Raw genomic sequence first — 23,488 nt, 5'->3', positions numbered from 1 at the left:
GTTGAATCTCCGGGGGGAGAGGGTCGGTGAAGCGGTGACCGCCCGCAGGCCGCATGCCTGCGCCGTCGCGGTCGCTGCGACACCGCGTCCCCACGCTGCTGATCCGGTCGGAGCCTGCCTGCGAGGGTCGGGCAGCCGGTGCAACCACGCTTGGAGACCTTCATGAGCCAGACCCACAGCCTGCCGGCCGCCGCCCCCCTCGACGCCGCCGACGTCGATTCCACGCCGGCCGCCGCCGCCGCGCAGCCCGACGTGGCCGCCAGCGAGCCGAGCAACGACCAGCGCGCCGTGACCTGGATCGTCAAGGACGGCGGCAACCGCCGCATGGCCTTCGATCGCTCGCGCCTGCAGCGCACCCTGGACCGGATCCACGCCGAGTTCCCGCAACTGGACGTGGCGGACTACGAGCGCAAGGCCTTCGCCTTCGTCGAGAAGAAGGAAAGCCTGTCGGCCGACGACATGGTCGACTACCTGATCCGCGAGGCCGAGTCGCGCGTGGACATCGCCACCCCGGAGTGGGAGTACTTCGCCGCGCGCCTGTACCTGCACCGCCTGTACAAGCGCGCCAGCAAGAACCGCTTCTACGATGCCGGCGAGAAGTACGGCTCCTACGTCGGCCTGCAGGAGAGCCTGGCCGACCGCGGCGTGTACTCGATCGACATCCTCAAGAACTACTCCAAGGACGAACTGGCCGAAGCCGGCAGGATGATCGACCCGGAGCGCGACAAGCTGTTCGCCTACAACGGCCTTTATCTGCTGGCCACGCGCTACCTGGCCACCGACACCTCGCGCAAGGTCTACGAACTGCCGCAGGAGCGCTGGCTGACCATCGCCCTGTACCTGATGCAGGACGAGAAGCCGCGCGAGCGCCGCATGCAACTGGTCGGCGAGGCCTACTGGGCGCTGTCCAACCTGTACATGACCGTCGCCACGCCCACGCTGGCCAACGCCGGCAAGATCGGCGGGCAGCTGTCGAGCTGCTTCATCGATACCGTGGACGACAGCCTGCAGGGCATCTACGACTCCAACACCGACGTGGCGCGCGTGTCCAAGCACGGCGGCGGCGTCGGCGCCTACCTGGGCTACGTGCGTTCCTCCGGCTCGGCGATCCGCGGGGTCAAGAACTCCAGCGGCGGCGTGGTGCCGTGGATCAAGCAGCTCAACAACACCGCCGTGTCGGTGGACCAGCTCGGCCAGCGCAAGGGCGCCATCGCCGTGTACCTGGACATCTGGCATCGCGATATCGAGGCGTTCCTGGACCTGCGCCTGAACAACGGCGACCAGCGCCTGCGCGCGCACGACGTGTTCACCGCGGTGTGCGTGCCGGACATCTTCATGGAAGCGGTCGAGCGCCGCGGCGAGTGGTACCTGTTCGACCCGCACGAGGTGAAGGAGGTCAAGGGCTGGTACCTGCAGGACTTCTTCGACGAGAAGCGCGGCGAAGGCACGTTCCGCGCCAAGTACGAGGAAGTGGTCGCCGATGAGCGCATCGGCCGCAAGGTGGTCAAGGCCATCGACATGTTCAAGCGGATCATGGTCAGCCAGCTGGAGACCGGCAACCCGTTCATGTTCTATCGCGACGAAGTCAATCGCATGAACCCGAACAAGCACCAGGGCATGGTCTATTCCAGCAACCTGTGCACCGAGATCCTGCAGAACATGAGCCCGACGCGGGTCATCCAGGAGATGATCAGCGGCGACCAGATCGTCACCACCAAGCAGGCCGGCGACTTCGTCGTGTGCAACCTGTCCTCGGTGAACCTGGGCCGCGCGGTCACCGCGCAGCCGGACCTGCTGACGCCGGACGTGCTGGAGCGGCTGATCCGGGTGCAGGTGCGCATGCTCGACAACGTCATCGACCTCAACGACCTGCCGGTGCCGCAGGCCACCATCACCAACCAGAAGTACCGCGCGATCGGCCTGGGCACCTTCGGCTGGCACCACCTGCTGGCGCAGAAGGGCATCGACTGGAACTCCAAGCAGGCCGAGGAGTACAGCGATGCGCTGTACGAGCGCATCAACTACCTGACCATCCAGGCGAGCCTGGCGCTGGCCAAGGAGAAGGGCGCCTACAAGGTGTTCAAGGGCAGCGACTGGCAGAACGGCGAGTACTTCAGCAAGCGCGGCTACACCAGCCCCGAGTGGCAGGAACTGGCGGCGCAGGTCAGCATCAACGGCGTGCGCAACGCCTGGATGGTGGCGGTGGCGCCGAACATGAGCACCGCGCAGATCGCCGGCTCCACCGCCTCGATCGACCCGATCTACAGCGCGTTCTATTACGAAGAGAAGAAGGACTTCCGCCGCCCGGTGGTGGCGCCGGGCCTGACCGTGGACTCCTATCCGTACTACGAGAAGGGCGCCTACCGGGTCGACCAGTTCGCCAGCGTGCGCCAGAACGCGCGCCGCCAGCGCCATGTCGACCAGTCGATCAGCTTCAACTTCTACGTGCCCAGCACCATCCGCGCCAGCACCTTGCTCGACCTGCACATGACCGCGTGGAAGGAAGGCCTGAAGACCACCTACTACGTGCGTTCCAACGACATCGACATCAGCGAGTGCGAGTGGTGCTCGAGCTGATCGCCGGCGCCTGACGCCAGCGCCGCGCGGCGGGCCGTCCCGCCGCGCGTCCCGCATTCCCCGCGCCGTTCGCCGGCGCCGTCCACCCGACTACCGAAGCAACGTCCATGGCCATCGCGCTCGACCGCATCAAGATCCTCGAACCGCTGCACCCCAACCGCTCCACCGGCATCATCAACGGCACCACCAGCGGCATCCTCAACTGGAACGACATCCCGTACCCGTCCTTCTATCGGGCGTACAAGGAGCTGTCGACCAACTTCTGGATCCCCGACGAAGTGGACATGAAGGGCGATGCCAAGCAGTACGGGGAGCTGTCGGCGCGCGAGAAGAACGCCTACGACTCGATCATCGGCCTGCTGGCCACGCTGGATTCGCCGCAGACGCGCTTCATCTACAACGTCGCCGAATACATCACCGACCCGGCCGCGCACGCCAATGCCGCGATCATCGGCCAGCAGGAAGTGATCCACAACGAGAGCTACTCCTACGTGCTGGCCTCGATCGCCGGCCTGGCCGACCAGAACCGCGTGTTCGAGATCGCGCGCACGCACCCGACCATCATCGCGCGCAACCAGCCGATCATGCAGGCCTACGACGACTTCATGCGCGAGAAGACGGCCGAGACCCTGCTGCGCTCGCTGATCCAGTCCTCGATCCTGGAAGGCATCAACTTCTATTCCGGCTTCGCCTACTTCTACAACCTGGTGCGGCAGAACCGCATGACCGGCACCGGCAAGATCATCAGCTTCATCAACCGCGACGAGCTGGCCCACACCAAGTTCATCAGCGAGCTGATCCGCGCCATCATCGGCGAGAACACCGAACTTCAGACCAACGAGCTGACCGATTACGTGCACCAGGCCTTCGAACACGCGATCCGCCTGGAGACCGAGTGGTCCTCGGAAGTGCTCGACGGCATCGAGGGCATCGACGTGGACGAGATGATCCAGTACGTGAAGTACCGCGCCAACAAGATGTCCGGCATGCTCGGCATCGAGAAGCTGTACACCGACGCCAGCGACAACGTGATGCCGTGGATCAAGGCCTACGCCGACAACTTCACCGAGACCAAGACCGACTTCTTCGAGATGCGCAACGCCAGCTACAAGAAGACCAACTCGGACAACGGCTTCGACGATCTCTGAGGGGCCGGGATTTGGGATTGGGCATTCGGGATTGGTAAAAGCAACCGCGCGCCCGCTCTGACGAATCCCTAATCCCCAATCCCCAATCTCTGCCCCATGCGTATCCTGCTCGCCTACGCCTCGCTCAGCGGCAATACCCGCGACGTCGCCCGCCGCGTGCATGCGCAGTGCGAGGCGGCCGGGCATGCGGTGACTTGGATCCATACCGACCTGCAGACCCTGCACGGTGCGCTCGGCGACGCCGCGCGCGCGGCCGAGTTCGACCTGCACCTGCTCGGCAGCTGGAGCGACAACGCCGGGCGCACGCCGGCGGAGATGAAGCGCTACATCGCCGAGCTGGTCGAGGCGACCGGCAAGACGATCGAGGTCGCGGCGTTCGGCACCGGCGAGACGCAGTGGGGGCTGGAGTACTACTGCGGCGCGGTCAAGCGCATCGCCCGTTTCTTCGACAGCGCCTATCCGTTGCTGGAGATCGAGCAGATGCCGCACGGCGACCGCGACAACGCCGCGATCGACGCCTGGTGCACGCAGGTGCTGGCGCTGCGCGCCGCGCGCGCGCGGCCGGACGGCGCCGCGCCGGTGGCCGAGCCCGCGTCCGGCAGTACGGCCGGGTTCGCGGCGATGGCGTTGCCGCTGCGCGGCAGCGGTTGACGCCGCATCGGTCCATTCGTTTTCCTGGCAACGCCGGCGTTGCGCCATCCCGCGCCGGGTATCCTCCGACATCAGACAAGGTTCCGCTCCATGTTCACCACCATCACCGTCGCCACCGCCGAACAGTTCGCCGATGCCATCGCCGCGCATCCGCGCGTGCTGGCCGATTTCAACAAGGACAACTGCCCCGGCTGCCGCATGCTCGACAAGTCGCTGGAGCGCTTCGCCGAGGGCGAGAGCGCGCAGGGCGTGACCCTGCTCAAGGTGAAGATGGAAGACGTGGGCGAGGACTTCTTCCGCGCTCAGGGCCTGCGCCAGACGCCGACGCTGATGCTGTTCCGCCAGGGCGAGGAAGTGGCGCGCGTGCCGGGCTTCGTGCCGCCGGCGAAGATCGACGAGGCGGTGCGCGCGCATCTGGCCTGAGCGCCACGCATTCCTGTAGGAGCGGCTTCAGCCGCGACAGGTTCCTTCCGGAGGTGCTGTCGCGGCTGAAGCCGCTCCTACAAGAGCCATGCCCAGGCGTCGCGCTTGACCTCAACCACACTTGAGGTCGTTCAATACGGCTCCCCGCACAAGGAGCCGCCATGCGCATCACGCACATCCGCCTGTCCAGCAACGACCCCACGGCCAGCGCCGCCTTCTATCGCGACGTGCTGCACTTGCCGGTCGACGGGGCATGCGTCAGCGTCGGCTGGAGCCGACTCGACCTGGTGGCTGCAGACGCTCCAGTCGGCAGCGCGCACCTGGCCTTCAACATTCCCCCGGCGCGCTTCGCCGCCGCTTGCGACTGGCTGTCGCAGCGCGTGCCGTTGCTGCGCGACCCGCTGGGCGAATCCCGCTTCAGCCTCGGCGCCGCCTGGCAGTCGCAGTCGGTGTATTTCGCCGGACCCGACGGCGCGGTGCTGGAACTGATCGCGCGTCAGCCGTTGCAGGTGGAGGCCGTCGCCGACGGCGCCTTTTCCGCGGCCGAGTTGCTCTGCATCAGCGAGGTCGGCTTGCCCAGCGCGCAGGTCGCCGCGGTGGCCGCCGCGGCGCAGGCGGGCATGGCGGTTCCGGCGTTCATGCCGCCGTCCGACGTGTTCGCGCCGCTCGGCGATCACGAGGGCCTGTTGATCCTGGTCGATGCGCAGCGGCGCTGGTTTCCCGAACAGCGCCAGCTGCCGTTCGCGCACGGCGTGCGGGTGCTGGTCGAAGGCGTGCGCGGCGGGCAGGCGCTGCGCGACGCGGCGGGGTGGGAAGTGGTGTCGCAATGAGCCGCGTGCGTGTGCGTTCTGTAGGAGCGGCTTCAGCCGCGACAGAACCTTCGGATGATGCCTGTCGCGGCTGAAGCCGCTCCTGCAGGGAGCTAATCTCTGGCTATCCGCGCTTGCCCGCCGCGTGCGCCTGCGCCAGTTGCCACAGGTGGCGCACCACCGGCAGCGCCTGCGCGGTGGCCGGCAGCGTCGCCAGCGCCAGCCGCGCCATCGGCACGCGGCCGTCGATGTCCAGGTAGCGCACGCCGGGCAGTTGCACCTGGGTGGTGGAGGCCGGCACCACCGACACGCCGAGTTCGGCGGCGACCAGGTTCACGATCGAGGACATCTGCGGCGCCTCCTGCTGGATCTGCAAGTCGAAGCCGGCCTGGCGGCAGGCATCGAGGATCTCGTCGTACAGGCTGGTGCCGAAGCTGCGCGGAAACAGGATGAACGGTTCGCCGGCCAGCGCCGACAGCGGTGCACGCTTGCGCTTGGCCAGGCGGTGCGCGGCCGGCACCGCGATCTTCATCGGCTCGTCCGGGAACTTGAGCAGTTGCAACTCCGGCGGCGTGGCCACGCTGTAACGGATGAAGGCCGCATCCAGTCGGCTCTGCACCAGCGCGGCGAGCAGGCCGGCGGTATTGGTTTCCTCCAGTGCCAGCGCCACCGCGGGCCAGCCGCGGCGGAAGTTGCGCACCAGCGTCGGCACGACCGGGTTGAACGCGGCCGAGGCGGTGAAGCCCAGCCGCAACACGCCGCTCTCGCCGCGCGCGGCGCGGCGCGCGGCGTCGCCGGCGCGTTCCAGGTCGGCGAGCACGCGCCTGGCTTCGCCGCGGAAGGCGCGCCCGGCCTCGGTCAGGTCGGCGCCGCGCGGCGTGCGCACGAACAGCGGCGTGCCCAGCTCCTGCTCCAGCGCGCGGATCTGCTGGCTCAGCGGCGGCTGCTGGATGCCCAGCTGCGCCGCGGCGCGGGTGAAATGGCCGGCCTCGGCGACGGCCAGGAAGTAGCGCAGATGGCGCAGTTCCATGTCATATCCAGAAGATATGGAAACAGCCTGGATCATATATTGGACGCCGGCCTGGCGCAGGCAAATACTGGCCATCCCTTTCCGCCGCCGTGCCGTCGTGACCGTTTCCAGCCAATGCCCGCCAGTGCCGATCGAGCAGACTGCGCCGCTGGCGCGCATGCGCCTGGCCTTGTTCCTGGCCGGCTTCGCCACCTTTTCGCTGCTGTACAGCGTGCAGCCGCTGCTGCCGGCGTTCGCGCGCGAATTCCAGGTCAGCGCGGCGACCAGTTCGCTGCCGCTGTCGTTGGCCACCGGCGGCCTGGCGCTCGCGATCTTCTGCGCCGGCGCGGTGTCGGAAAACCTGGGCCGGCGCGGGCTGATGTTCGTGTCGATCGCGCTGGCGGCGCTGCTCAACCTGCTCGCCGCGTACCTGCCGCACTGGGGCGCGCTGGTGGTGGTGCGCGCGCTGTCCGGCGTGGCCCTGGGCGGAGTGCCGGCGGTGGCGATGGTCTATCTGGCCGAGGAACTGCCCGCGCGCAAGCTCGGCGCGGCCACCGGCTTGTATGTGGCCGGCAACGCGTTCGGCGGCATGGTCGGGCGCATCGGCATGAGCGTGCTGACCGATCATTTCGACTGGCGCACCGCGCTGGCGGTGTTCTCCGCGCTGGATCTGCTGGTCGCGGTCGGCTTCGTGCTGCTGCTGCCGCCGTCGCGGCATTTCGTGCGCCGCCGCGGCATCAACCTGCGCTTCCACCTGCAGGCCTGGGCCGGGCACCTGCGCGACCGCCACCTGCCGTGGCTGTTCGCGATTCCGTTCCTGGCGATGGGCGTGTTCGTCAGCGTCTACAACTACGCCGGCTTTCGCCTGGGCGGGCCGGAGTTCGGGCTGAGCCAGAGCCAGCTCGGCATGATCTTCAGCGCCTACGTGTTCGGCATCGTGTCCTCGTCGGTGGCCGGCGCGGCATCGGACCGCTTCGGCCGCGGCCCGGTGGTGCTGGCCGGGCTCGCCACCGCCGCGCTGGGCGTGGCGCTGACCGTCGCGCACGTGCTGGCGGTGGTCATCGCCGGCATCGTGCTGTTGACCATCGGCTTCTTCGTCGCGCACTCGGCGGCCAGCGCCTGGGTCGGCCGCCTCGGCGGACAGAACAAGGGCCATGCCGCCTCGCTGTACCTGCTGGCCTACTACGCCGGCGCCAGCCTGATCGGCTCGCTCAGCGGCGCGGCCTGGCAGCACGGCGGCTGGAACGCGCTGGTCGCCTGCTGCCTGGTGCTGCTGGGCATCGGCCTGGTCGCCGCGCAGGTGCTGCGCCGCGGCGCCGACGACAGCCGCCCCTACGGCCGCTTCGGGCCGCATCCGCCGCGCGGCGAGTGAGCCGCGCCGGCATCATCCAACAGGACTGCCGCGATGCAGATCGACCACCTCGACCATCTGGTCCTTACCGTCGCCGACATCGAGGCCAGCTGCGCGTTCTACACGCGCGTGCTCGGCATGCAGGTGCAGCGCTTCGGCGAAGGCCGCACCGCGCTGGCGTTCGGCCGGCAGAAGATCAACCTGCATGCCGCCGGCCGCGAATTCGAGCCGAAGGCGCGCGCGCCCACGCCCGGTTCCGGCGACCTGTGCTTCCTCACCGCCACGCCGCTGGCGCAGGTGGCGGAGGAATTGAAGGCCGCCGCCGTGCCGATCGAGGACGGGCCGGTGCAACGCACGGGCGCCACCGGCCCAATCCTGTCGCTGTATTTCCGCGACCCGGACGGCAGCCTGATCGAGGTCGCCAACCCGGTGTGACGGCGGGCGCCGCCGCGGCAGCGCCCGCGCCGCGCGGTTACTCCGAGTAGCTCACCGACAGGGTCACGTTGGCATAGCCGCCGCTGCCGCCGACCAGGCGGAAGAAATAGCTGCCCGTGGCCGGCAGCGCCGTTTGCACGTTCTGCGTGGTGCCGCTGCGCACCGAGCTGTAGTCGGCATTGCTGCCGTCGGCGCCGGGCGCGCGCACCGCGCGCACGTACAGCTTGAGCTGGCCGCTGCCGCCGAGGGTGCGGATCTGCAGGTTGCGGGCGTTGACCGGCATGTCCAGGCGGTACAGCGGTCCCTGGCCGGCCGCGGCCGACAGCTTGGCGATGGTGCCGCGGCCCACGCTAATGGCGCTGGCCTCGTCGCCGCCGCCGGCGGCGCCGGCGGCACGGGCGACGGCCTTGCCGGCGTTGAGGATGCCGGCGCCGATGTACGGCGTCTGCTTGCTCGGGAAGGGAATGGAGGTCTGGGTCAGGATGTCGCGCAACTGCGCCAGCGAAGGCACCGGGCGGTTGGCGTTGAGCGCGGCGCTGATCGCCAGCGCGACCACGCCGGCCACGTGCGGCGAGGCCATCGAGGTGCCCGCATAGCCGGCGTAGGCCGGCTGGTCGGGGCCCTTCTCGCCGGTGTTGAGGGTGGACCAGACCAGGCCGGTGCGCACCGAGCCCGCGCCGCTGGCCGCGTCGTTGGCATACACGCCACCGCCGGGAGCCGACAGGGTGATGGTGTTGCCGTAGTTGGAGTAGTAGGCGCGGCCGCCGGTGATGCCGTTGGCCGCCACGTTGATCACGCCCGGGCAACTGGCCGGCGAGTAGCCGGCGGCGTCGGCGTTGTCGTTGCCGGCGGCCACCACCACCACGCTGCCGCGCGCGATGGCGCTGGCGATGGCGTTGGCGGTCACCGAATCCTGCGCGCAGGAACCACCGCCGCCCAGGCTCATGTTGATGACCTCGGCCGGGTTCGCGTTGTCCGGCACGCCGTCGATGTGGCCGCCGGAGGCCCATACGATCGCATCGGCGATGTCGGCGGTGGTGCCGCCGCAGTGGCCGAGCGCGCGGATCGGCAGGATCTTGGCGTCCGGCGCCACGCCGGCCATGCCGACGCCGTTGTTGGTACGCGCGGCGATGGTGCCGGCGACGTGGGTGCCGTGCCAGGAACTGCCTTTCTGGTCCGCCGGCTGCGCGCAGCCGCCGTTGGCGACCAGGTACTTGTCTTCGGTGGTCCAGTCGCCGGTGTCCCAACCGCCGGCCACGCGGCCGTTGCTGGCGCGGCCGGAGAGCAGCGCATCGCTGATGAAGTCGTAGCCGGCGCTGGCCAGCGAGGTGTCCAGGTCCGGATGCGCGGTGATGCCGGTGTCGATCACCGCGACCACCACACCCTGGCCGGTGCCGTACTGCCAGGCCGGCAGCAGGTCGATGCCGCCGCGGTTGGGATAGCCGGTGGTCTCCGGCGCCAGCGTCTCCAGGTGGCCATCGGGCGTGCGCAGGTGCCACTGCACGGAGTAGCCCGGGTCGTTCGGCGCGGCGGTCGCCGTGGCCGTGGCCTGCGCGGTGCTGCGCACCGGCTTGAGCAACAGGTTCGGCTCCACGTGCGCCACCGCCGGGTCGGCCTTGAGGTTGGCGATCAACGTCTCCAACTGCGATTGGCTCAGGCGCCGGTCGGGCCGCACCAGATCGGCGCCGATCGCGAGCCGGCGCACTCGGTTCAGCGCCGGCGCGCTCTGCCGGTAGGTGGTCGCCCACACGTTGGCGGCGCTGCGCGCGGCCATGATCTGTTTCAGCTTGGTGGCGGCGGCGCCCGCATCGCGGCGCTCGCTGCTGCCGTCGCGGTAGGTCACGATCAGGCCGTCGTAGACCTTGGACTGGCCGGGCGCGGCGGTGTCGAGCACGGCGAAGCGCGCAGCGGATTGCGCGTGCGCGCTGGAGGCCAGCGCGGCCCCCAGTGCCAGCGCCAGGAGGTTGCGGGGAAACGAGGAAACGTCGGACATGGCGGGTTCTCTACGAAAGGTCGGAAGCGGGGCAGGCGTAAGGCGATCAGGCACGGCTCACCAGCTGAAGCCGGCGCCGGCGGACACGCTCTTCTCGTTGCCGGAGAAGGCGCCGCCGAGCGAGACGCTGGCGCGGTTGCCGATCGCGCGCTGGTAGCCGACCGCCAGCGCGCTTTCGCCGCCCTGCGAGCCGACGCCGACGCCGATGCGGTTGGCCCCGGCCAAGCCGGAGGTGTTGGTCGCCATGCCGGCGTAGGCGGCGCTGACCGCGCCCATCCGGTCGATACGCCGGTCCAGGTGCTGGAAGCGCTGGTCGGTGTCGTTGCGCAGCTTGGTCAGGTTGTCGTCCCAGCCGGCCAGGCGGCTGTCGGTATAGGCCTTGGCGCTGCTCAGGGTGGCGCTGTCGCCGGCCTGCATCTGCGCGACGTTGACCGCGTCGGTGGCGGCGCTGCCGGCGGCGACGTTGCTGATCTGGCGTTCGTTGCCGGCGCTGCCCACCGAGACGGTGTTGGCGCGGGTGGCGGAGGAGCCGCGGCCGATCGCCACGGCGTTGTCCGCCGAGACCGAGGCGCCCTGGCCCAGCGCGGTGCCGGAGGCGGCCGTGACCGTGGCGCTTTCGCCCACCGCCACGGCATTGGTGGCGCTGGCGCTGATGCTGGCGTTGGCGCCGACCGCGGTGCTGCCGTCGGCATTGACCCGCGCGTTGCCGCCGAGCGCGGTGTCGTTGGGTCCGTAGGCCAGCGCATTGGAGCCGATGGCGGTGCCGTTCTCGCCGTTGGCGGTGGCCTGCGCGCCGACCGCCACTGCATTGGTGCCGGCGCCGACGCTGGGGCCGCCCTCGGCGCCGCTGCCGATCGCCACCGCGCCGCCGCCGCTCTGCGCCAGGGTGCCGACCCGGGTGTCCAGCGCCGACAGCGCGCCATCCAGCGCCGACAGCGCCGAGCCGACGTTGCCGTAGCTGCGCCCCTGAATCAGGTAACTGCCGCCGTTGAAGCTGCCGTCGCTGCCGATGCCGCCGGCGCCTAGCGCACTGGCGAGGCTGCGCAGCTGTAGCACGTTGACCGCGTCGGTGTCGGCGGTGCCTGCGCCGACGTAGGTGAGCTGGCGCAGCGCGCCGTCGTTGCCGAAGGCGACCGCGTTGTCGCGGTCGGCCAGCGAGCCGGCGCCGATCGCCACGCTGTTGGCGCCGGTGGCGGCGCTGTTGTAGCCCAATGCCACGGTACCGGCGGCCATCGCGCTGGCGCCGCTGCCCAGCGCGGTGGCGCCGGCGCCGTTGGCGCTGGCGATGCTGCCGAAGGCGCTGGCCTCCACGCCGTCGGCGTAGGCTTGCCCGCCCACCGCCGTGGCGCTCTCGCTGGTCGCCAGGGCCTGCGCGCCCAGCGCCATGCTGCGCACCGCATCGGCATGGCTGTCGAAGCCCAGCGCCACGCCGTAGTCCGACAGCGCCCAACTGCCGGCGCCCACGTTCACCGCGCCCAGGCCGTTGGCCTGCGCCGGAATGCCGCTGTTGCTGGCGCCGATGCTCACGCTCTGCTGGCCGGAAGCCGCGGCGCCTTCGCCGATCGCCACGCTTCCATCGCCGCTGGCGGCGGCGGTGTAGCCCAGCGCGGTGCCGAAGTAGCCGGACGCGTCGCTGTAGCCGCCGATCGCGGTGGCGCCGACATTGGACGACCAGGCGGCGTAGCCGAAGGCGCTGCCCTGTTCGCCTTCCGCGCGGGCCGAGCCGCCGACGGCGGTCGCGTACAGCCCGCTGGCCGAGGAGGTGGAGCCGACCGCGGTGGCGCTGTCGCCATCGGCGCTGGCGTTCCAGCCCAGCGCGCTGGCGTTGCCGGCGGTGGCGGCGGCGGCGGTGCCGATCGCCAGCGCCCCGAAGCCGGTGCTCTGCGCGCCGGCGGAATCGCCGACGGCGCTGCCGAAGAAGCTGCCGCCGACCGCGATCGCCGAGGTCCCGCTGGCCACCGCGCCGTCGCCCATGGCGATGGCGGCGCTGTCCGAGGCGACGGTGTGGTGGCCGATGGCGATGGCGAAGGCGTCGGAGGCATCGGCGCGCGCGCCCATCGCCACCGCGCGCAGGCCGGCGGCGCTGGCGTAGTCGCTGCCGTCGTTGAGCCCTTCGGCCAGGAAGTAGCGGGTGGTGTTCTGGCTGCCCGGCTGCACCGGTTGCGCCGGGTCGTCGGCGCCGTCGTCGGCCGCGGTCGTGTCCTCGGCCTGCGCGGCAGGCACCGTCTGCGCGGCGACGGTGCGCACGGCCGGCGCTTCGGCGGCGCCGGCGCCCAGCGGTGCCAGGGCGAGCAGCACCGCGGCGGTCAACAGGCCGTAAGACAGCGGCGGCAGCATGCGAAGGTGGGCGGGCGTCTGGCGCGAACGCGCCGGGGCGGGCAGAAGGGGCATGGTCGGATCCAGGGCTGATGCCGGGCACTGGGCGTGCCGGCGATGGGTTTAGACCCGATTAAGGCGACAGGCGGCGTCCCGCTTCAATGCACGTAAATTCACGGTTTCCTCACGCTAGACTCACCGCCATGGGAGCCGGTCCGCGACGCGCATCGCACATTCCCGCGTTGGCCCTGGGCGCGCGGCTGTGGCGCCGCGCCTCGGCCTGGCTGCGCCGGGTGCCGATCGCCGACCCGGTGGACCGGCGCAATGCTCCGGCGCTGCAGGTGTTGTTCCTGTTCCTGGGCAGCGAGATCCCGCTCAACAAGCTCTACCACCTGCTGACCGCGCCGCGCATCCAGATGAGCACGGGGCAACTGGCGGTGGATGCCGGCACCGATGCGGCGGTCGCGGCCGCGGCCTGGGGCGGGATCTGGATGATCCGCCGCGGCCTGCTGAAGCAGGCCGCCGCCGCGTTCATCGCGGTGGTGCTGTGCTCGGCGGTCGCCGCCAACCTGGCGTTCGGCTACCAGCTGCAGGCCTTCGATCCGTATCCGATGATGATGCTGACCCTGGCCGCGCTGGTGATCGGGCGCCGCGCGCTGTGGCTGGTGTACCTGTGCATTCCGCTGATCTTCTGGCTGGGCATGGAGAGCCCGTGGGGCCAGGACCCGCGCGGCAACCGCAGCCCGTTCCAGAACCTGCCGTCGCTGGCGCTGAGCTACCTGATGATCACCCTGGTGCTCGACCGCACCGTGGCCGCGCTGCGCGAGAGCCTGCGCCGCGCGCGCCGCAACGCCGCGCTGCTGCGCGTGGAGATGCGCGAACGCGCGCAGGCGCAGCAGCGGCTGTTGCACCTGCAGAAGATCGAGTCGGTCGGGCACCTGGCCAGCGGGGTGTCGCACGACTTCAACAACATCCTCGCCGCGATCGTCGGCTACACCGAGCAGCGCCATCGCGTGCACGAGCTGGACTTCGAGCCGCATGGCGACGCGCTGGCGATGGCCGAGGCGCTGCACGGCATCGAGCTTGCCGCGCAGCGCGGCGTGGCGATCAGCCGCAAGCTGCTCAGCTTCAGCCGCCGCGAACTGAGCGTGCCCGAACGCTTCGACGCCAACGAGGCCGTGTCCGCCATCCAGCCGATGCTGCGGCAGCTGTTCGGGCCGACGGTGCGGCTGCAACTGGACCTGGCGCCGGAACCGTTGCCGCTGTTCCTGGACCGCAGCCAGCTCGACCTGGCGTTGCTCAACTTCGCCGCCAACGCGCGCGATGCGCTGCCCGACGGCGGCTGTTTCTCGCTGCGCCTGCAGCGCGAAGACGCCTTCGCGCGCATCGAGATCGCCGATACCGGCATCGGCATGAGCGCGGACGTGCAACGGCAGATCTTCGAGCCGTTCTTCACCACCAAGCCGGCCGGGCAGGGCACCGGGCTGGGCCTGGCGGTGGCGTACGAGATGGCGCAACAGGCGCGCGGCAGCCTGCAGGTGCGCAGCGCGCCCGGTGCGGGAACCTGTTTCGTGCTGCGTCTGCCGCTGGCCGGACTCAGCGTTCCTGCGGCATGAGCAGGTAGCCCTCGCCGCGTACCGACTTCAGCGGCAGCGGCACGCCGGTGCGCTCGTGCACCTTCTGCCGCAGCCGGTGCAGCAATGCGTCCAGCCGGTGCGGATCGATCTCCAATCCGGCGTTGCCGCCGAGCATGCCGATCAGCGCATCGCGGCTGACCAGGCGCCCGCGCGCCTGCCACAGGCTCTGCAGCACCTTGCGTTCGGAGGCGGTCAACGGCACCGCCTGCCCGTCGGGCGCGAACAGGCACCAGCCGTCGTCCTGCAACTGCCATTCCTCGCTGGCCGGCGCGCTCGGCCGCAACATGCGCCGGGCCACGCTGAACAAGGTGGCGGCGAGGATCTCGATCTGTACCGGCTTGATCAGGTAGGCGTCGGCGCCCTGGATCAGCCCGCGCACCAGATCCGGCTGCTCGCCGCGGCCGCTGAGGATGACGATGCCCATGCCGGGACGGCGGTCCTGCAGCTGCTGGGTCAAGGTGAAGCCATCGCTGTCGGGCAGGCCGATGTCGAGCACGATCAGGTCGAACCGCTGCGCCTCCAGCGCCGCCCACAGCGCCTGCGCGGTGCGCAGCGGGATCGCCTCGAAGCCGTGCCGCAGCAGCCCGGGCAGCAGCACGCGGTCGCGCAGCACGTCGTCGTCCTCCAGCAACGCCACGCGCAATGGCGCGGAAGCGGTGGCGGCGAGCGGGGGCGGGGTTGGATCGGAAACGCGGCTCACGAGGCGGAATCGGCGAAGGGACGGCATTCCTCACGGAGGCAGCGTGCGGCGTCGAGCTGGCCGTGACCGCCGAGCATCCTGCCGCGTCCTGGACAGTAGCCAGTTTCCAGCGGGCTTTCAATGCGCGTGGCAACGCTTCAGCGAGCGCGGCGTCCGAGGCTTGCGTTGCCGCGGCGCACGCCCTAGATAGGAACACGCCACGCCGCCGTGGCCCGCATCCATCACGCCCGGGATGTCCACGATGTCGCAATTGCCGCACGATCACGCCGCGTCCGCGCAGGCCGCGTCTTCCGCGCTGGAGGCGTTCGTCGCGCGCCATCGGCGCCTGTTCGTGCTGACCGGTGCCGGCTGCAGCACCGATTCGGGCATTCCCGACTACCGCGATGCGGCCGGCGACTGGAAGCGCGCGCAGCCGGTGACCTACCAGGCGTTCATGGGCGAGGTGGCGACGCGGCAACGCTACTGGGCGCGCAGCCTGGTCGGCTGGCCGCGCTTCGGCCACGCCCGTCCCAACGCCACGCATGCGGCGCTGGCGCGGCTGGAGGCGCGCGGTCAGGTCGAACTGCTGCTGACCCAGAACGTGGACCGCCTGCATCAGGCGGCCGGCAGCCAGGCGGTGATCGACCTGCACGGGCGCCTGGACGTGGTGCGCTGCATGGGCTGCGAGCGGCGCCTGCCGCGCGAGGCGTTCCAGCAGCAGCTGCTGCAACACAACCCGCAGTGGGCGTCGTTGCAGGCTGCGCAGGCGCCCGATGGCGACGCCGACCTGGAGGACGTGGACTTTGCCGCCTTCGTGGTGCCGGCGTGCACGCAGTGCGGCGGCGTGCTGAAGCCGGATGTGGTGTTCTTCGGCGAGAACGTGCCGCGCGAGCGCGTGGCCAGCGCCTCCGCGCATCTGCAGCAGGCCGACGCGATGCTGGTGGTGGGCTCGTCGCTGATGGTCTATTCCGGGTTCCGCTTCGTGCAGGCCGCGGCCAAGGCCGGCCTGCCGATCGCCGCGGTCACCCTGGGCCGCACCCGCGGCGACGACCTGTTGAGTCTGAAGGTGTCCCGCTCCTGCGCGCAGGCGCTGGACTTCCTGCTGCCGCGCGCGGCGGCCTGACCGCGCGACGCCACACGTTCCGAATCCGCGCACGAACTGATCCATCGGCGGTGGTTGATCGACCGCGGCGTCAGGAGTGCAATGGCGACCTGCCCGCCGCAGGGCGGACGCCCCCCACGGAATGCCGCCTTGAGCCATCTCTTCTCGCCCCTCGCCCTGGGGCCGCTGTCGTTGTCCAATCGCATCGTCGTCGCGCCGATGTGCCAGTACTCCGCCGAGCAGGGCCAGGCCAGCGACTGGCACACCATCCATCTGGGTCAGTTGGCGCAGTCCGGCGCCGGCCTGATGATCCTGGAAGCCACCGCGGTGGAGCCGCGCGGGCGCATCAGCTACGCCGACCTGGGCCTGTGGGACGACGCCACCGAAGCGGCGCTGCGCGACGTGCTGGCTTCGGTGCGGCGCTGGTCGCCGATGCCGCTGGGCATCCAGTTGGCCCATGCCGGGCGCAAGGCCTCCACGCAAAAGCCCTGGGACGGCGGCGGCGCGATCGCGCCGGACCAGCCCAACGGCTGGCAGACCGTGGCGCCTTCGGCGCTGGCCTTCGCCGAGCAGGGCACGCCGCCGCAGGCGCTGGACCTGGCCGGGATCGATGCCATCGTCGCGGCCTTCGTCGCCGCCGCGCAGCGCGCCGAACGGCTCGGCTTCGAGCTGATCGAACTGCATGCCGCGCACGGCTACCTGCTGCATCAGTTCCTGTCGCCGCTGAGCAACCAGCGCGACGATGCCTATGGCGGCAGCCTGGACAACCGCATGCGCCTGCTGCTGCGCGTGCACGCGGCGGTGCGCGCCGCGGTGTCGGCCTCGATGGCGGTGGGCGTGCGCATCTCCGCCACCGACTGGGTCGACGGCGGCTGGGACGTGGCGCAGAGCGTCGCGCTGGCGCAGGCGCTGCAGGCGCAGGGCTGCGACTACCTGCACGTGTCCAGCGGCGGTCTCGATCGCCGCCAGCAGATCCCGGTCGCGCCCGGCTACCAGGTGCCATTGGCCGAGACGCTGCATCGCGCGGTGACGATGCCGGTGATCGCGGTCGGCCTGATCACCGAACCGCAGCATGCCGAGACGATCCTGGCCGAGGGCCGGGCCGATGCGATCGCGCTGGCCCGCGGCCTGCTCTACGATCCGCGCTGGCCGTGGCACGCCGCCGCCGCGCTGGGCGCCAAGCTCACGCCGGCGCCGCAATACCTGCGTTGCGAGCCGCGCTCGGCGCGCGGCTTGTTCGACGCGTGACCCGCGCACGCACCCCCCCGACATTGAATCCTGCAAGGAGTTCGCGATGAGCATCGGCTTTCTCGGCCTGGGCACGATGGGCCAACCGATCGCGCACAACCTGTTGCGCGCCGGACATGCGCTGACCGTGTGGAACCGCAGTGCGGGCGCGGCGCAGGCGCTGGTCGAGGCCGGCGCGCAGTTGGCCGCGCAGCCGGCCGACGCGGGCCGCGGCCAGGTGCTGTTCTCGATGCTGGCCGACGACGCGGCGGTGCGCGAGACCCTGCTCGACCGCGGCGCGCTGGACGCGCTGCCGGCCGGTAGCGTGCACGTCAACATGGCCACGATCTCGGTGGCGCTGGCGCGCGAGCTCGCCGCCCTGCATGCCGAGCGCGGCGTGGCGTATCTGGCCGTCCCGGTGCTGGGCCGCAACGACGTGGCCGCCGCCGGCCAGCTCAACCTGCTCGCCGCCGGCGAGGCCGCCGCGCTGGCGCGGGTGCAGCCGCTGCTGGACGTGATTGGGCGCAAGACCTGGTACTTCGGCGAGGCGCCGGAGCAGGCCAACGCGGTCAAGCTGGCCGCCAACCTGTGCCTGGCCAGCGCGATCGGCACCATGGCCGAAGCGGCGGCGCTGGTGCGCGGCCACGGCGTGGAGGCGGCCGACTTCCTGGGCATGCTCGGCAACACCCTGTTCGCCGCGCCGGCCTACCAGACCTACGGCGGCATGATCGCGCAGCAGCGCTACAGCCCGGCCGGCTTCAAGACCACGCTGGGACTCAAGGACGTGCGCCTGGCGTTGAGCGCCGGCGAAACCCGGCACGTGCCGATGCCGTTGGCGGCGGTGCTGCGCGACCAGTTCATCGACGCGATCGCGCACGGCGACGGCGACCTGGACTGGTCGGCGCTGGCCAAGGTCGCCGCGCGCCACGCCGGGCAGGCCTGAGCGCGCGATCTTCAGGCGGCCTTGTCGCGGCGTGGTGCACACTGCTGCGCCACGCTTGAGCTTGGCGCACGCTTGCCGCTAAGGTGCGGCGGCCCCGCAGGCGCATCATAGGAGGATGCCATGAGCCCGAATTCGTCCGACCCCGGCGCCATGACGCCCATCCAGCCGCCACGCGCGGTCGAGCGCGAGGCCATGCTCGGCCCCGAGCATCCGGACCATCCCGATCATCTGCTGTACGCGCAGATCCGCGAAGGCGTGCACGCACTGGACGCCGCCTGCGGCCGCGCGCCCGACGCGATCAGCGAACGCATGGTGGCGCGGCTGCTGCCGCTGGCCAAGGAGTACGGCTTCGACCAGGTCGACCATGTGGTGCTCAGCCGCGAGATCGGCGACGTGGAGGATGGCGAGAACGTGTTCCTGGTGCGCGGCGACCTGGACGATCCGGCGCACCTGCGCGCGCACATCACCACCCACGAAGCGGTCGGCATGTCGGTGGAGGAGTCGCTGGCGCGGCTGGAGAAGGTGAACCGGCGCCTGGCGCTGCGGCTGCGGCCGGACTGAGCGCAGGCTGGCGCAGGCAAGTGACGCGGTGCGTTTCCGGCGATGGAAAGCGGCGGGACTGAAGTCCCTCCCACAGTGCACTCGGCCGGCGTGCCGCAAGCCCCTGTTTATGTAGGAGCGGCTTCAGCCGCGACGAACGAAGTGGCGAGCTTGCGGTGCCGGAAAGGGTAGGGACCGCAGTCCCTACCGCGATGAACCCCGCCCGTGCGCCGCAGATCCCTGTAGGAGTCAACTGTCATGCAGCAGCGATGACGGGAGGCGCGTAAGAGGCCTGATCGCGTGCGATGGCGTTGAGCCAGCGTAGGTACTTGTGCATGCAGGCGACGATGGCGACCTTGGCCGGTTTGCCGGCCGCTTGCAGGCGCGCATAGGTCTGGGCCAAGGGGGATTTGGCGCGGATGCTGGCCCAGGTGGCCATGTACAGCGCGCGGCGCACGTCGCTGCGCCCGCCTTTGATGCGGCGCTGGCCTTGCCAGCGGCCGCTGTCGTGATTGAACGGTGCCAGCCCGACCAGGGCAGCCAGCTTGCGCGGCGGCAGCGTTCCCAGTTCCGGCAGACCTGCGGCCAGGGTGGCGCGCAGGATCGGCCCCAGCCCCGGCACTTTGGGCAGGGTCGAACACGCGTCGGCCTGCTGCTGGAGGTCTCGCTTCAGCGCATCGCTCTGCCGCTTCAGCAGGTCGATCGCTTCCTGGCAGTGGCGCCGCACCTCCGGGCTGGTGATGTGCTCCAAACGCCGCCGGAGGGCGTCGTGCTGGCCGACCAGGGCGTTGCGCAGATCCAGCAGTTCGCGCAGGTGCTGCAGGTGCTCGGGCAACACGTCCGTCGGGGTGGCCGCAATGGCTTGGGCGGCAACCGCCAACAGGCGCGCGTCCAGGGCATCGGTCCTGGCCTTGATGCCCAGCGCCTTGGCCAGCGCCCGCGGGCGCTGCGCGCACATCCGCACCGCCGGCAAGTCGGCCTGGCGCAACGTCCGCAGCACCTCATGTTCGTAGCCACCGCTGGCTTCCAGCACGATCCGTTCGCACTCCAGCCTCGCCAGACGCTGGACCAGCTCAACGCGCCCTTGCGGCGTGTTGGGCTGGGTCCAGGCCAGTGCGTCCGGCAGCACATGAATGACCAGTTCGGCCTTGGCAACATCGATCCCGACAAAGCGCCGCATAGACTTTCTCCGCAGTAGACTTAGGGTCGAGAGCGCTCCTGCCAATGCCCAGGCTTGTGATGTTCGAGCTCCCGGCTCAGGCAACTGTTCGGGCTTGTCAGGCAGGAGAACCGGGGTGCGGCGGCGCTGACTCCTACTCGTGCTCGCTTGGCACTGCGGCTTAACGGCCTGCCGCACCCCGCTCTCACCTTCAACGATAGACCCTCTTTTGACACAAGCGGCTTCAGCCGCGACAGGCTCCTCGGGGAATGCCTGTCGCGGCTGAAGCCGCTCCTACAGGAGATGCCTGGCGATCTGCCGCATCCTGCCTTCCGGGTTGCGATTCTCCCCTATCATCCCCGGATGCGCCCCGACTACATCCTGACCCTGTCTTGCCCGGACCGTACCGGCATCGTCTACCGCGTCAGCGGCCTGCTGTTCGAGCATGGCTGCAACATCCTCGACGCGCAGCAGTTCGGCGACGAGGAGAGCGGCCGCTTCTTCCTGCGCGTGCACTTCGACGTGCCCGCCGACGGCATCGTCGCCGCGGTGAAGGTGCAACTGGAGCCGCTCGCCGCCGACTACGCGATGGACTGGCAACTGCACGACGCGCGCCGCCGCGCGCGCCTGCTGGTGCTGGTCAGCAAGCAGGGCCACTGCCTCAACGATCTGCTGTTCCGCGCGCACAGCCGGCAACTGCGCGTGGACATCGCCGCGGTGGCGTCCAACCATCAGGATTTCGCCGCGCTGGCAGGTTCCTACGACGTGCCGTTCCATCACCTGCCGGTGGATGCCGGCAACCGCGCCGAGCAGGAGGCGCAACTGCTGGCCCTGGTCGAGCGCGAAAATATCGATCTGGTAGTGCTGGCGCGCTACATGCAGATCCTCTCGCCCATGCTGTGCGCGGCGCTGGCCGGGCGCGCGATCAACATCCACCACAGCTTCCTGCCCAGCTTCAAGGGCGCGCAGCCGTATCACCAGGCGTACGCACGCGGGGTCAAGATCATCGGCGCCACCGCGCACTACGTCACCGGCGATCTCGACGAGGGTCCGATCATCGAACAGGACGTGGCCCGGGTCGATCACGCGATGACCCCGCGCGATCTGGTCCGCCTGGGCAGCGACATCGAATCGCAGGTGCTGGCGCGCGCGGTACGCCGCCACGTCGAGCATCGCATCCTGCTCAATGGGCATCGCACGGTCGTGTTTCGGTGAGGCGGGGAGTGGGGATTCGGGATTGGGGATTCGCCAGAGCCGGCAGCGCTGCAACCGCAACGGCGATCAGCCAAGCCGCTTTTGCGAATCCCCAATCCCGAATCCCCAATCACGGCTCGAAGCGATAACCGGCCCCATACACCGACCGCACCCAGTCCTCCACGCCGGCGTCGGCGAGCTTGCGGCGCAGATTCTTGACGTGGCTGTCGACGGTGCGGTCGGTGACGATGCGGTGGTCGACGTAGAGACGGTCCATCAGTTGTTCGCGCGAGTAAACGCGCCCCGGTGCGGCGGCGAGGGTGCGCAGCAGGCGGAACTCGACCTGGGTCAGGTCCAGGTCGCGGCCGTGCACGCTGGCGCGGCAGGCGTCCTCGTCGATCCGCAGGCCCGGCGCCGGCGCGCCCTTGGGATCATGGCGATGGCGACGCAGCACCGCCTGCACCCGCGCCACCACCTCGCGCGGGCTGAACGGCTTGCAGATGTAGTCGTCGGCGCCGATCTCCAGGCCCAGCAGGCGGTCGATCTCCTCCACGCGCGCGGTGACCATGATCACCGGCACCGCGCTTTCCCTGCGCAGGTCGCGGCAGATCTCCAGGCCATCGCGGTTGGGCAGCATCAGGTCCAGCAGCACCAGGTCCGGCTTCTGCGCGCGGAACGCGCCCAGCGCCTGCGCGCCATCGGCGATCCAGTCGTGCGAATAGCCGGCCGCGTGCAGGTACTCGCCCAGCACCGCGGCCAGGCGCGGTTCGTCCTCGACGATCAGCACGTGCCCGATCGGGTCCAGGCCGCTCATGCGGCCAGCGCCGGCAAACGCAACAACACGCGCAATCCGCCGAGCGCCGAGGCCTCGGCGTCGATCGCACCACCATGGGCCTCGGCGATGTTGCGGCAGATCGCCAGGCCCAGGCCGCTGCCGCCGCTGGCGCGGTTGCGCGAGGCCTCGGCACGGTAGAAGCGCTCGAACAGGCGGGCGCGCTTGTCTGCCTCCACGCCCGGTGCGCTGTCCTCCACCACCAGTTCCAGCATCGCGTCGCGACGCATGCAGCGCACCTGCACCGTGCCGCCGGCGTCGGTGTAGCGCAGCGTGTTCTCCAGCAGGTTGCCGAGCAGTTGCTGCAGGCGGCGCTCGTCGCCGTCCACCTGCAGTGGGCCGGCGTCGATCTGCACCTGCACCTGCAGCTGCGCGGCAACGAAGCGCGCGCGCATGCCGTCCAGGACAGTGGACAGGATCACCGCCAGGTCGACCGGCGCGCGTCGGTAGGCGAGCGCGCCGACGTCGGTCAGCGACACGTCGTACAGATCCTCGATCAACTTGCCGAGCTGGCCGATCTGCTGGTGCAGCGAACCCAGCGAGTCCGGCGTCATCGGCCGGATGCCGTCCTGCAGCGCTTCGAGTTCGGCGCGCAGCACCGCCAGCGGCGTGCGCAGCTCGTGCGAGATGTCGGCCATGAAGTCGCGCCGCGCGCGTTCGTTGTGCTCCAGCGCCTGCGCCAGCAGGTTGAAGTCGCGCGCCAGCTGGCCGAGTTCGTCGCGCGCACTGGCGTCGATGCGGGTGGCGTAGTCGCCGGCGGCCAGGCGGTGGGTGGCGCCGGTGAGACCACGCATGCGCCGCAGCAAGGCGCGCGACAGGAGCCAGCCGAGCAGTGCGGCGATCACCAGCGAGGCGCTGCCGATCATCCACCATGCGTGTTGCTGCGCCGCGTAGAAGCGTGCGTCTGCCGCCGCCAGCGCCTTCTGGAATGGCAGCATCGCCATCCAGCCGACGGTACGGCCGCCGACCACCACCGGGCGCAGGATGTCGTCCCGACCGACATCGGGATTGCCGATCACCGGCCTGTAGTCCTGGTCGAGCAGCGCGAAGCGAAACACCGCGCCGGTCTGGTCGGAAATCGGAGGTGCCCTGGGCGGTGTACCAGGGCCATGCTCCGGGCGCATCAGCACGAACCACACATCGGGATTGTCGCGCACGAAGTCCCAGTTGCCGTGCCGGGCATACTCGGCCCTGACCCGCGGCAAGGTCTCCAGCATGCGCTCCACGCCTTGTTGGTTGAGGTAGTCCAGGAACTGGCGTTTGACGAAGGCCTGTACGGCCAGGCCATTGATCAGCAGCACCGTCACGCATGCGGCGAGGATGGCGAGGAACAGCTTGGCGGTGAGGCCCAGTTTCATCGGAGAGGCAAGGCGCGGCGCGGGAACGACAGATGCTGCGTATTAGCCGCGTCGCGGCAGGGGAAAGCAAGCGAATCCACGCCGTCGTCGGCAATCTCCAAATTT

At 70.2% G+C, this 23,488-nt stretch carries 20 protein-coding genes; 13 read left to right on the top strand and 7 right to left on the bottom strand.

Annotation, left to right across the window (positions count from 1 at the left end):
- Positions 1-162 precede the first annotated feature (162 nt).
- From AB3X07_RS21840 to AB3X07_RS21820, 5 genes are all read left to right on the top strand, one after another.
- Positions 163-2,577 carry a ribonucleoside-diphosphate reductase subunit alpha gene (locus AB3X07_RS21840; RefSeq protein ID WP_369941211.1) on the top strand — a complete coding sequence of 805 codons (2,415 nt, stop codon included), beginning with the start codon at positions 163-165 and terminating at the stop codon, positions 2,575-2,577.
- Positions 2,578-2,684: 107 nt separating this feature from the next.
- The gene (locus AB3X07_RS21835) at positions 2,685-3,725 is read left to right on the top strand and encodes a ribonucleotide-diphosphate reductase subunit beta (RefSeq protein WP_369941209.1); all 1,041 of its coding nucleotides are present in this window, start codon (positions 2,685-2,687) and stop codon (positions 3,723-3,725) included.
- A 96-nt stretch (positions 3,726-3,821) separates the two neighbouring features.
- Positions 3,822-4,376, top strand: coding sequence for a flavodoxin (locus AB3X07_RS21830; RefSeq protein ID WP_369941206.1), 555 nt, complete (start codon positions 3,822-3,824; stop codon positions 4,374-4,376).
- A gap of 90 nt (positions 4,377-4,466) precedes the next feature.
- Positions 4,467-4,799: a thioredoxin family protein gene (locus AB3X07_RS21825; RefSeq protein ID WP_369941204.1), complete on the top strand. Its 333-nt coding sequence runs from the start codon at positions 4,467-4,469 to the stop codon at positions 4,797-4,799.
- A gap of 161 nt (positions 4,800-4,960) precedes the next feature.
- A complete protein-coding gene (locus AB3X07_RS21820; RefSeq protein ID WP_369941203.1) occupies positions 4,961-5,629 on the top strand; it encodes a VOC family protein in 669 nt (222 codons plus the stop codon).
- Between the two features lie 103 nt (positions 5,630-5,732).
- Here AB3X07_RS21820 and AB3X07_RS21815 read toward each other — a convergent pair whose 3' ends face one another.
- Positions 5,733-6,638, bottom strand: a complete 906-nt coding sequence (locus tag AB3X07_RS21815; protein ID WP_369941201.1) for a LysR family transcriptional regulator — start codon at positions 6,636-6,638, stop codon at positions 5,733-5,735.
- 157 nt (positions 6,639-6,795) lie between these two features.
- Here AB3X07_RS21815 and AB3X07_RS21810 point away from each other — a divergent pair, with 157 nt between their 5' ends.
- A complete protein-coding gene (locus AB3X07_RS21810) occupies positions 6,796-7,989 on the top strand; it encodes an MFS transporter (RefSeq protein ID WP_420018526.1) in 1,194 nt (397 codons plus the stop codon).
- Between the two features lie 33 nt (positions 7,990-8,022).
- Positions 8,023-8,403: a VOC family protein gene (locus AB3X07_RS21805; protein ID WP_369941196.1), complete on the top strand. Its 381-nt coding sequence runs from the start codon at positions 8,023-8,025 to the stop codon at positions 8,401-8,403.
- Positions 8,404-8,440: 37 nt separating this feature from the next.
- Here AB3X07_RS21805 and AB3X07_RS21800 read toward each other — a convergent pair whose 3' ends face one another.
- Both AB3X07_RS21800 and AB3X07_RS21795 read right to left on the bottom strand, forming a co-directional pair.
- Positions 8,441-10,396, bottom strand: a complete 1,956-nt coding sequence (locus AB3X07_RS21800) for a S8 family serine peptidase (protein ID WP_369941194.1) — start codon at positions 10,394-10,396, stop codon at positions 8,441-8,443.
- A gap of 57 nt (positions 10,397-10,453) precedes the next feature.
- Positions 10,454-12,787, bottom strand: a complete 2,334-nt coding sequence (locus AB3X07_RS21795; RefSeq protein WP_369941192.1) for a YadA family autotransporter adhesin — start codon at positions 12,785-12,787, stop codon at positions 10,454-10,456.
- Between the two features lie 128 nt (positions 12,788-12,915).
- On the opposite strand from AB3X07_RS21795, the gene AB3X07_RS21790 reads away from it, so the two are divergent.
- Positions 12,916-14,328, top strand: coding sequence for a sensor histidine kinase (locus AB3X07_RS21790; RefSeq protein ID WP_369941191.1), 1,413 nt, complete (start codon positions 12,916-12,918; stop codon positions 14,326-14,328).
- On the opposite strand, the gene AB3X07_RS21785 is transcribed toward AB3X07_RS21790, so the two are convergent.
- Positions 14,309-15,049: a response regulator transcription factor gene (locus AB3X07_RS21785; RefSeq protein ID WP_369941189.1), complete on the bottom strand. Its 741-nt coding sequence runs from the start codon at positions 15,047-15,049 to the stop codon at positions 14,309-14,311. The two genes, AB3X07_RS21790 and AB3X07_RS21785, sit on opposite strands and share 20 nt — an antisense overlap.
- Before the next feature lie 241 nt (positions 15,050-15,290).
- On the opposite strand from AB3X07_RS21785, the gene AB3X07_RS21780 reads away from it, so the two are divergent.
- The 4 genes from AB3X07_RS21780 (at position 15,291) to AB3X07_RS21765 (ending at position 18,861) form a co-directional block, all read left to right on the top strand.
- Positions 15,291-16,151 (top strand): NAD-dependent protein deacetylase, encoded by an 861-nt coding sequence (locus AB3X07_RS21780; protein ID WP_369941187.1) that lies wholly within the window; start codon positions 15,291-15,293, stop codon positions 16,149-16,151.
- A gap of 81 nt (positions 16,152-16,232) precedes the next feature.
- Complete coding sequence (locus tag AB3X07_RS21775) at positions 16,233-17,378, top strand: NADH:flavin oxidoreductase/NADH oxidase (RefSeq protein ID WP_369941185.1); 1,146 nt, start codon at positions 16,233-16,235, stop codon at positions 17,376-17,378.
- Positions 17,379-17,424: 46 nt separating this feature from the next.
- Positions 17,425-18,300, top strand: a complete 876-nt coding sequence (locus tag AB3X07_RS21770; RefSeq protein WP_369941183.1) for an NAD(P)-dependent oxidoreductase — start codon at positions 17,425-17,427, stop codon at positions 18,298-18,300.
- 150 nt (positions 18,301-18,450) lie between these two features.
- Positions 18,451-18,861, top strand: coding sequence for an XVIPCD domain-containing protein (locus AB3X07_RS21765; RefSeq protein ID WP_369944841.1), 411 nt, complete (start codon positions 18,451-18,453; stop codon positions 18,859-18,861).
- A 235-nt stretch (positions 18,862-19,096) separates the two neighbouring features.
- Here AB3X07_RS21765 and AB3X07_RS21760 read toward each other — a convergent pair whose 3' ends face one another.
- Entirely contained in the window at positions 19,097-20,020 is a 924-nt protein-coding gene (locus AB3X07_RS21760) for an IS110 family transposase (protein ID WP_369941182.1), read from the bottom strand.
- Positions 20,021-20,362: 342 nt separating this feature from the next.
- Between AB3X07_RS21760 and purU the strand changes: the two genes are divergently transcribed.
- Entirely contained in the window at positions 20,363-21,214 is an 852-nt protein-coding gene (gene purU, locus AB3X07_RS21755) for a formyltetrahydrofolate deformylase (protein WP_369941181.1), read from the top strand.
- Between the two features lie 109 nt (positions 21,215-21,323).
- Here purU and AB3X07_RS21750 read toward each other — a convergent pair whose 3' ends face one another.
- Positions 21,324-22,007: a response regulator gene (locus AB3X07_RS21750; protein ID WP_369941179.1), complete on the bottom strand. Its 684-nt coding sequence runs from the start codon at positions 22,005-22,007 to the stop codon at positions 21,324-21,326.
- Positions 22,004-23,383, bottom strand: coding sequence for a sensor histidine kinase efflux regulator BaeS (gene baeS, locus AB3X07_RS21745; RefSeq protein WP_369941177.1), 1,380 nt, complete (start codon positions 23,381-23,383; stop codon positions 22,004-22,006). The genes AB3X07_RS21750 and baeS overlap by 4 nt, the downstream gene beginning before the upstream one ends.
- Positions 23,384-23,488 lie beyond the last annotated feature (105 nt).

This window comes from Xanthomonas sp. DAR 35659 (assembly GCF_041242975.1).
Classification (GTDB): Bacteria; Pseudomonadota; Gammaproteobacteria; order Xanthomonadales; family Xanthomonadaceae; genus Xanthomonas_A; species Xanthomonas_A medicagonis.
This window is presented reverse-complemented; position numbering and strand designations above follow the sequence as displayed.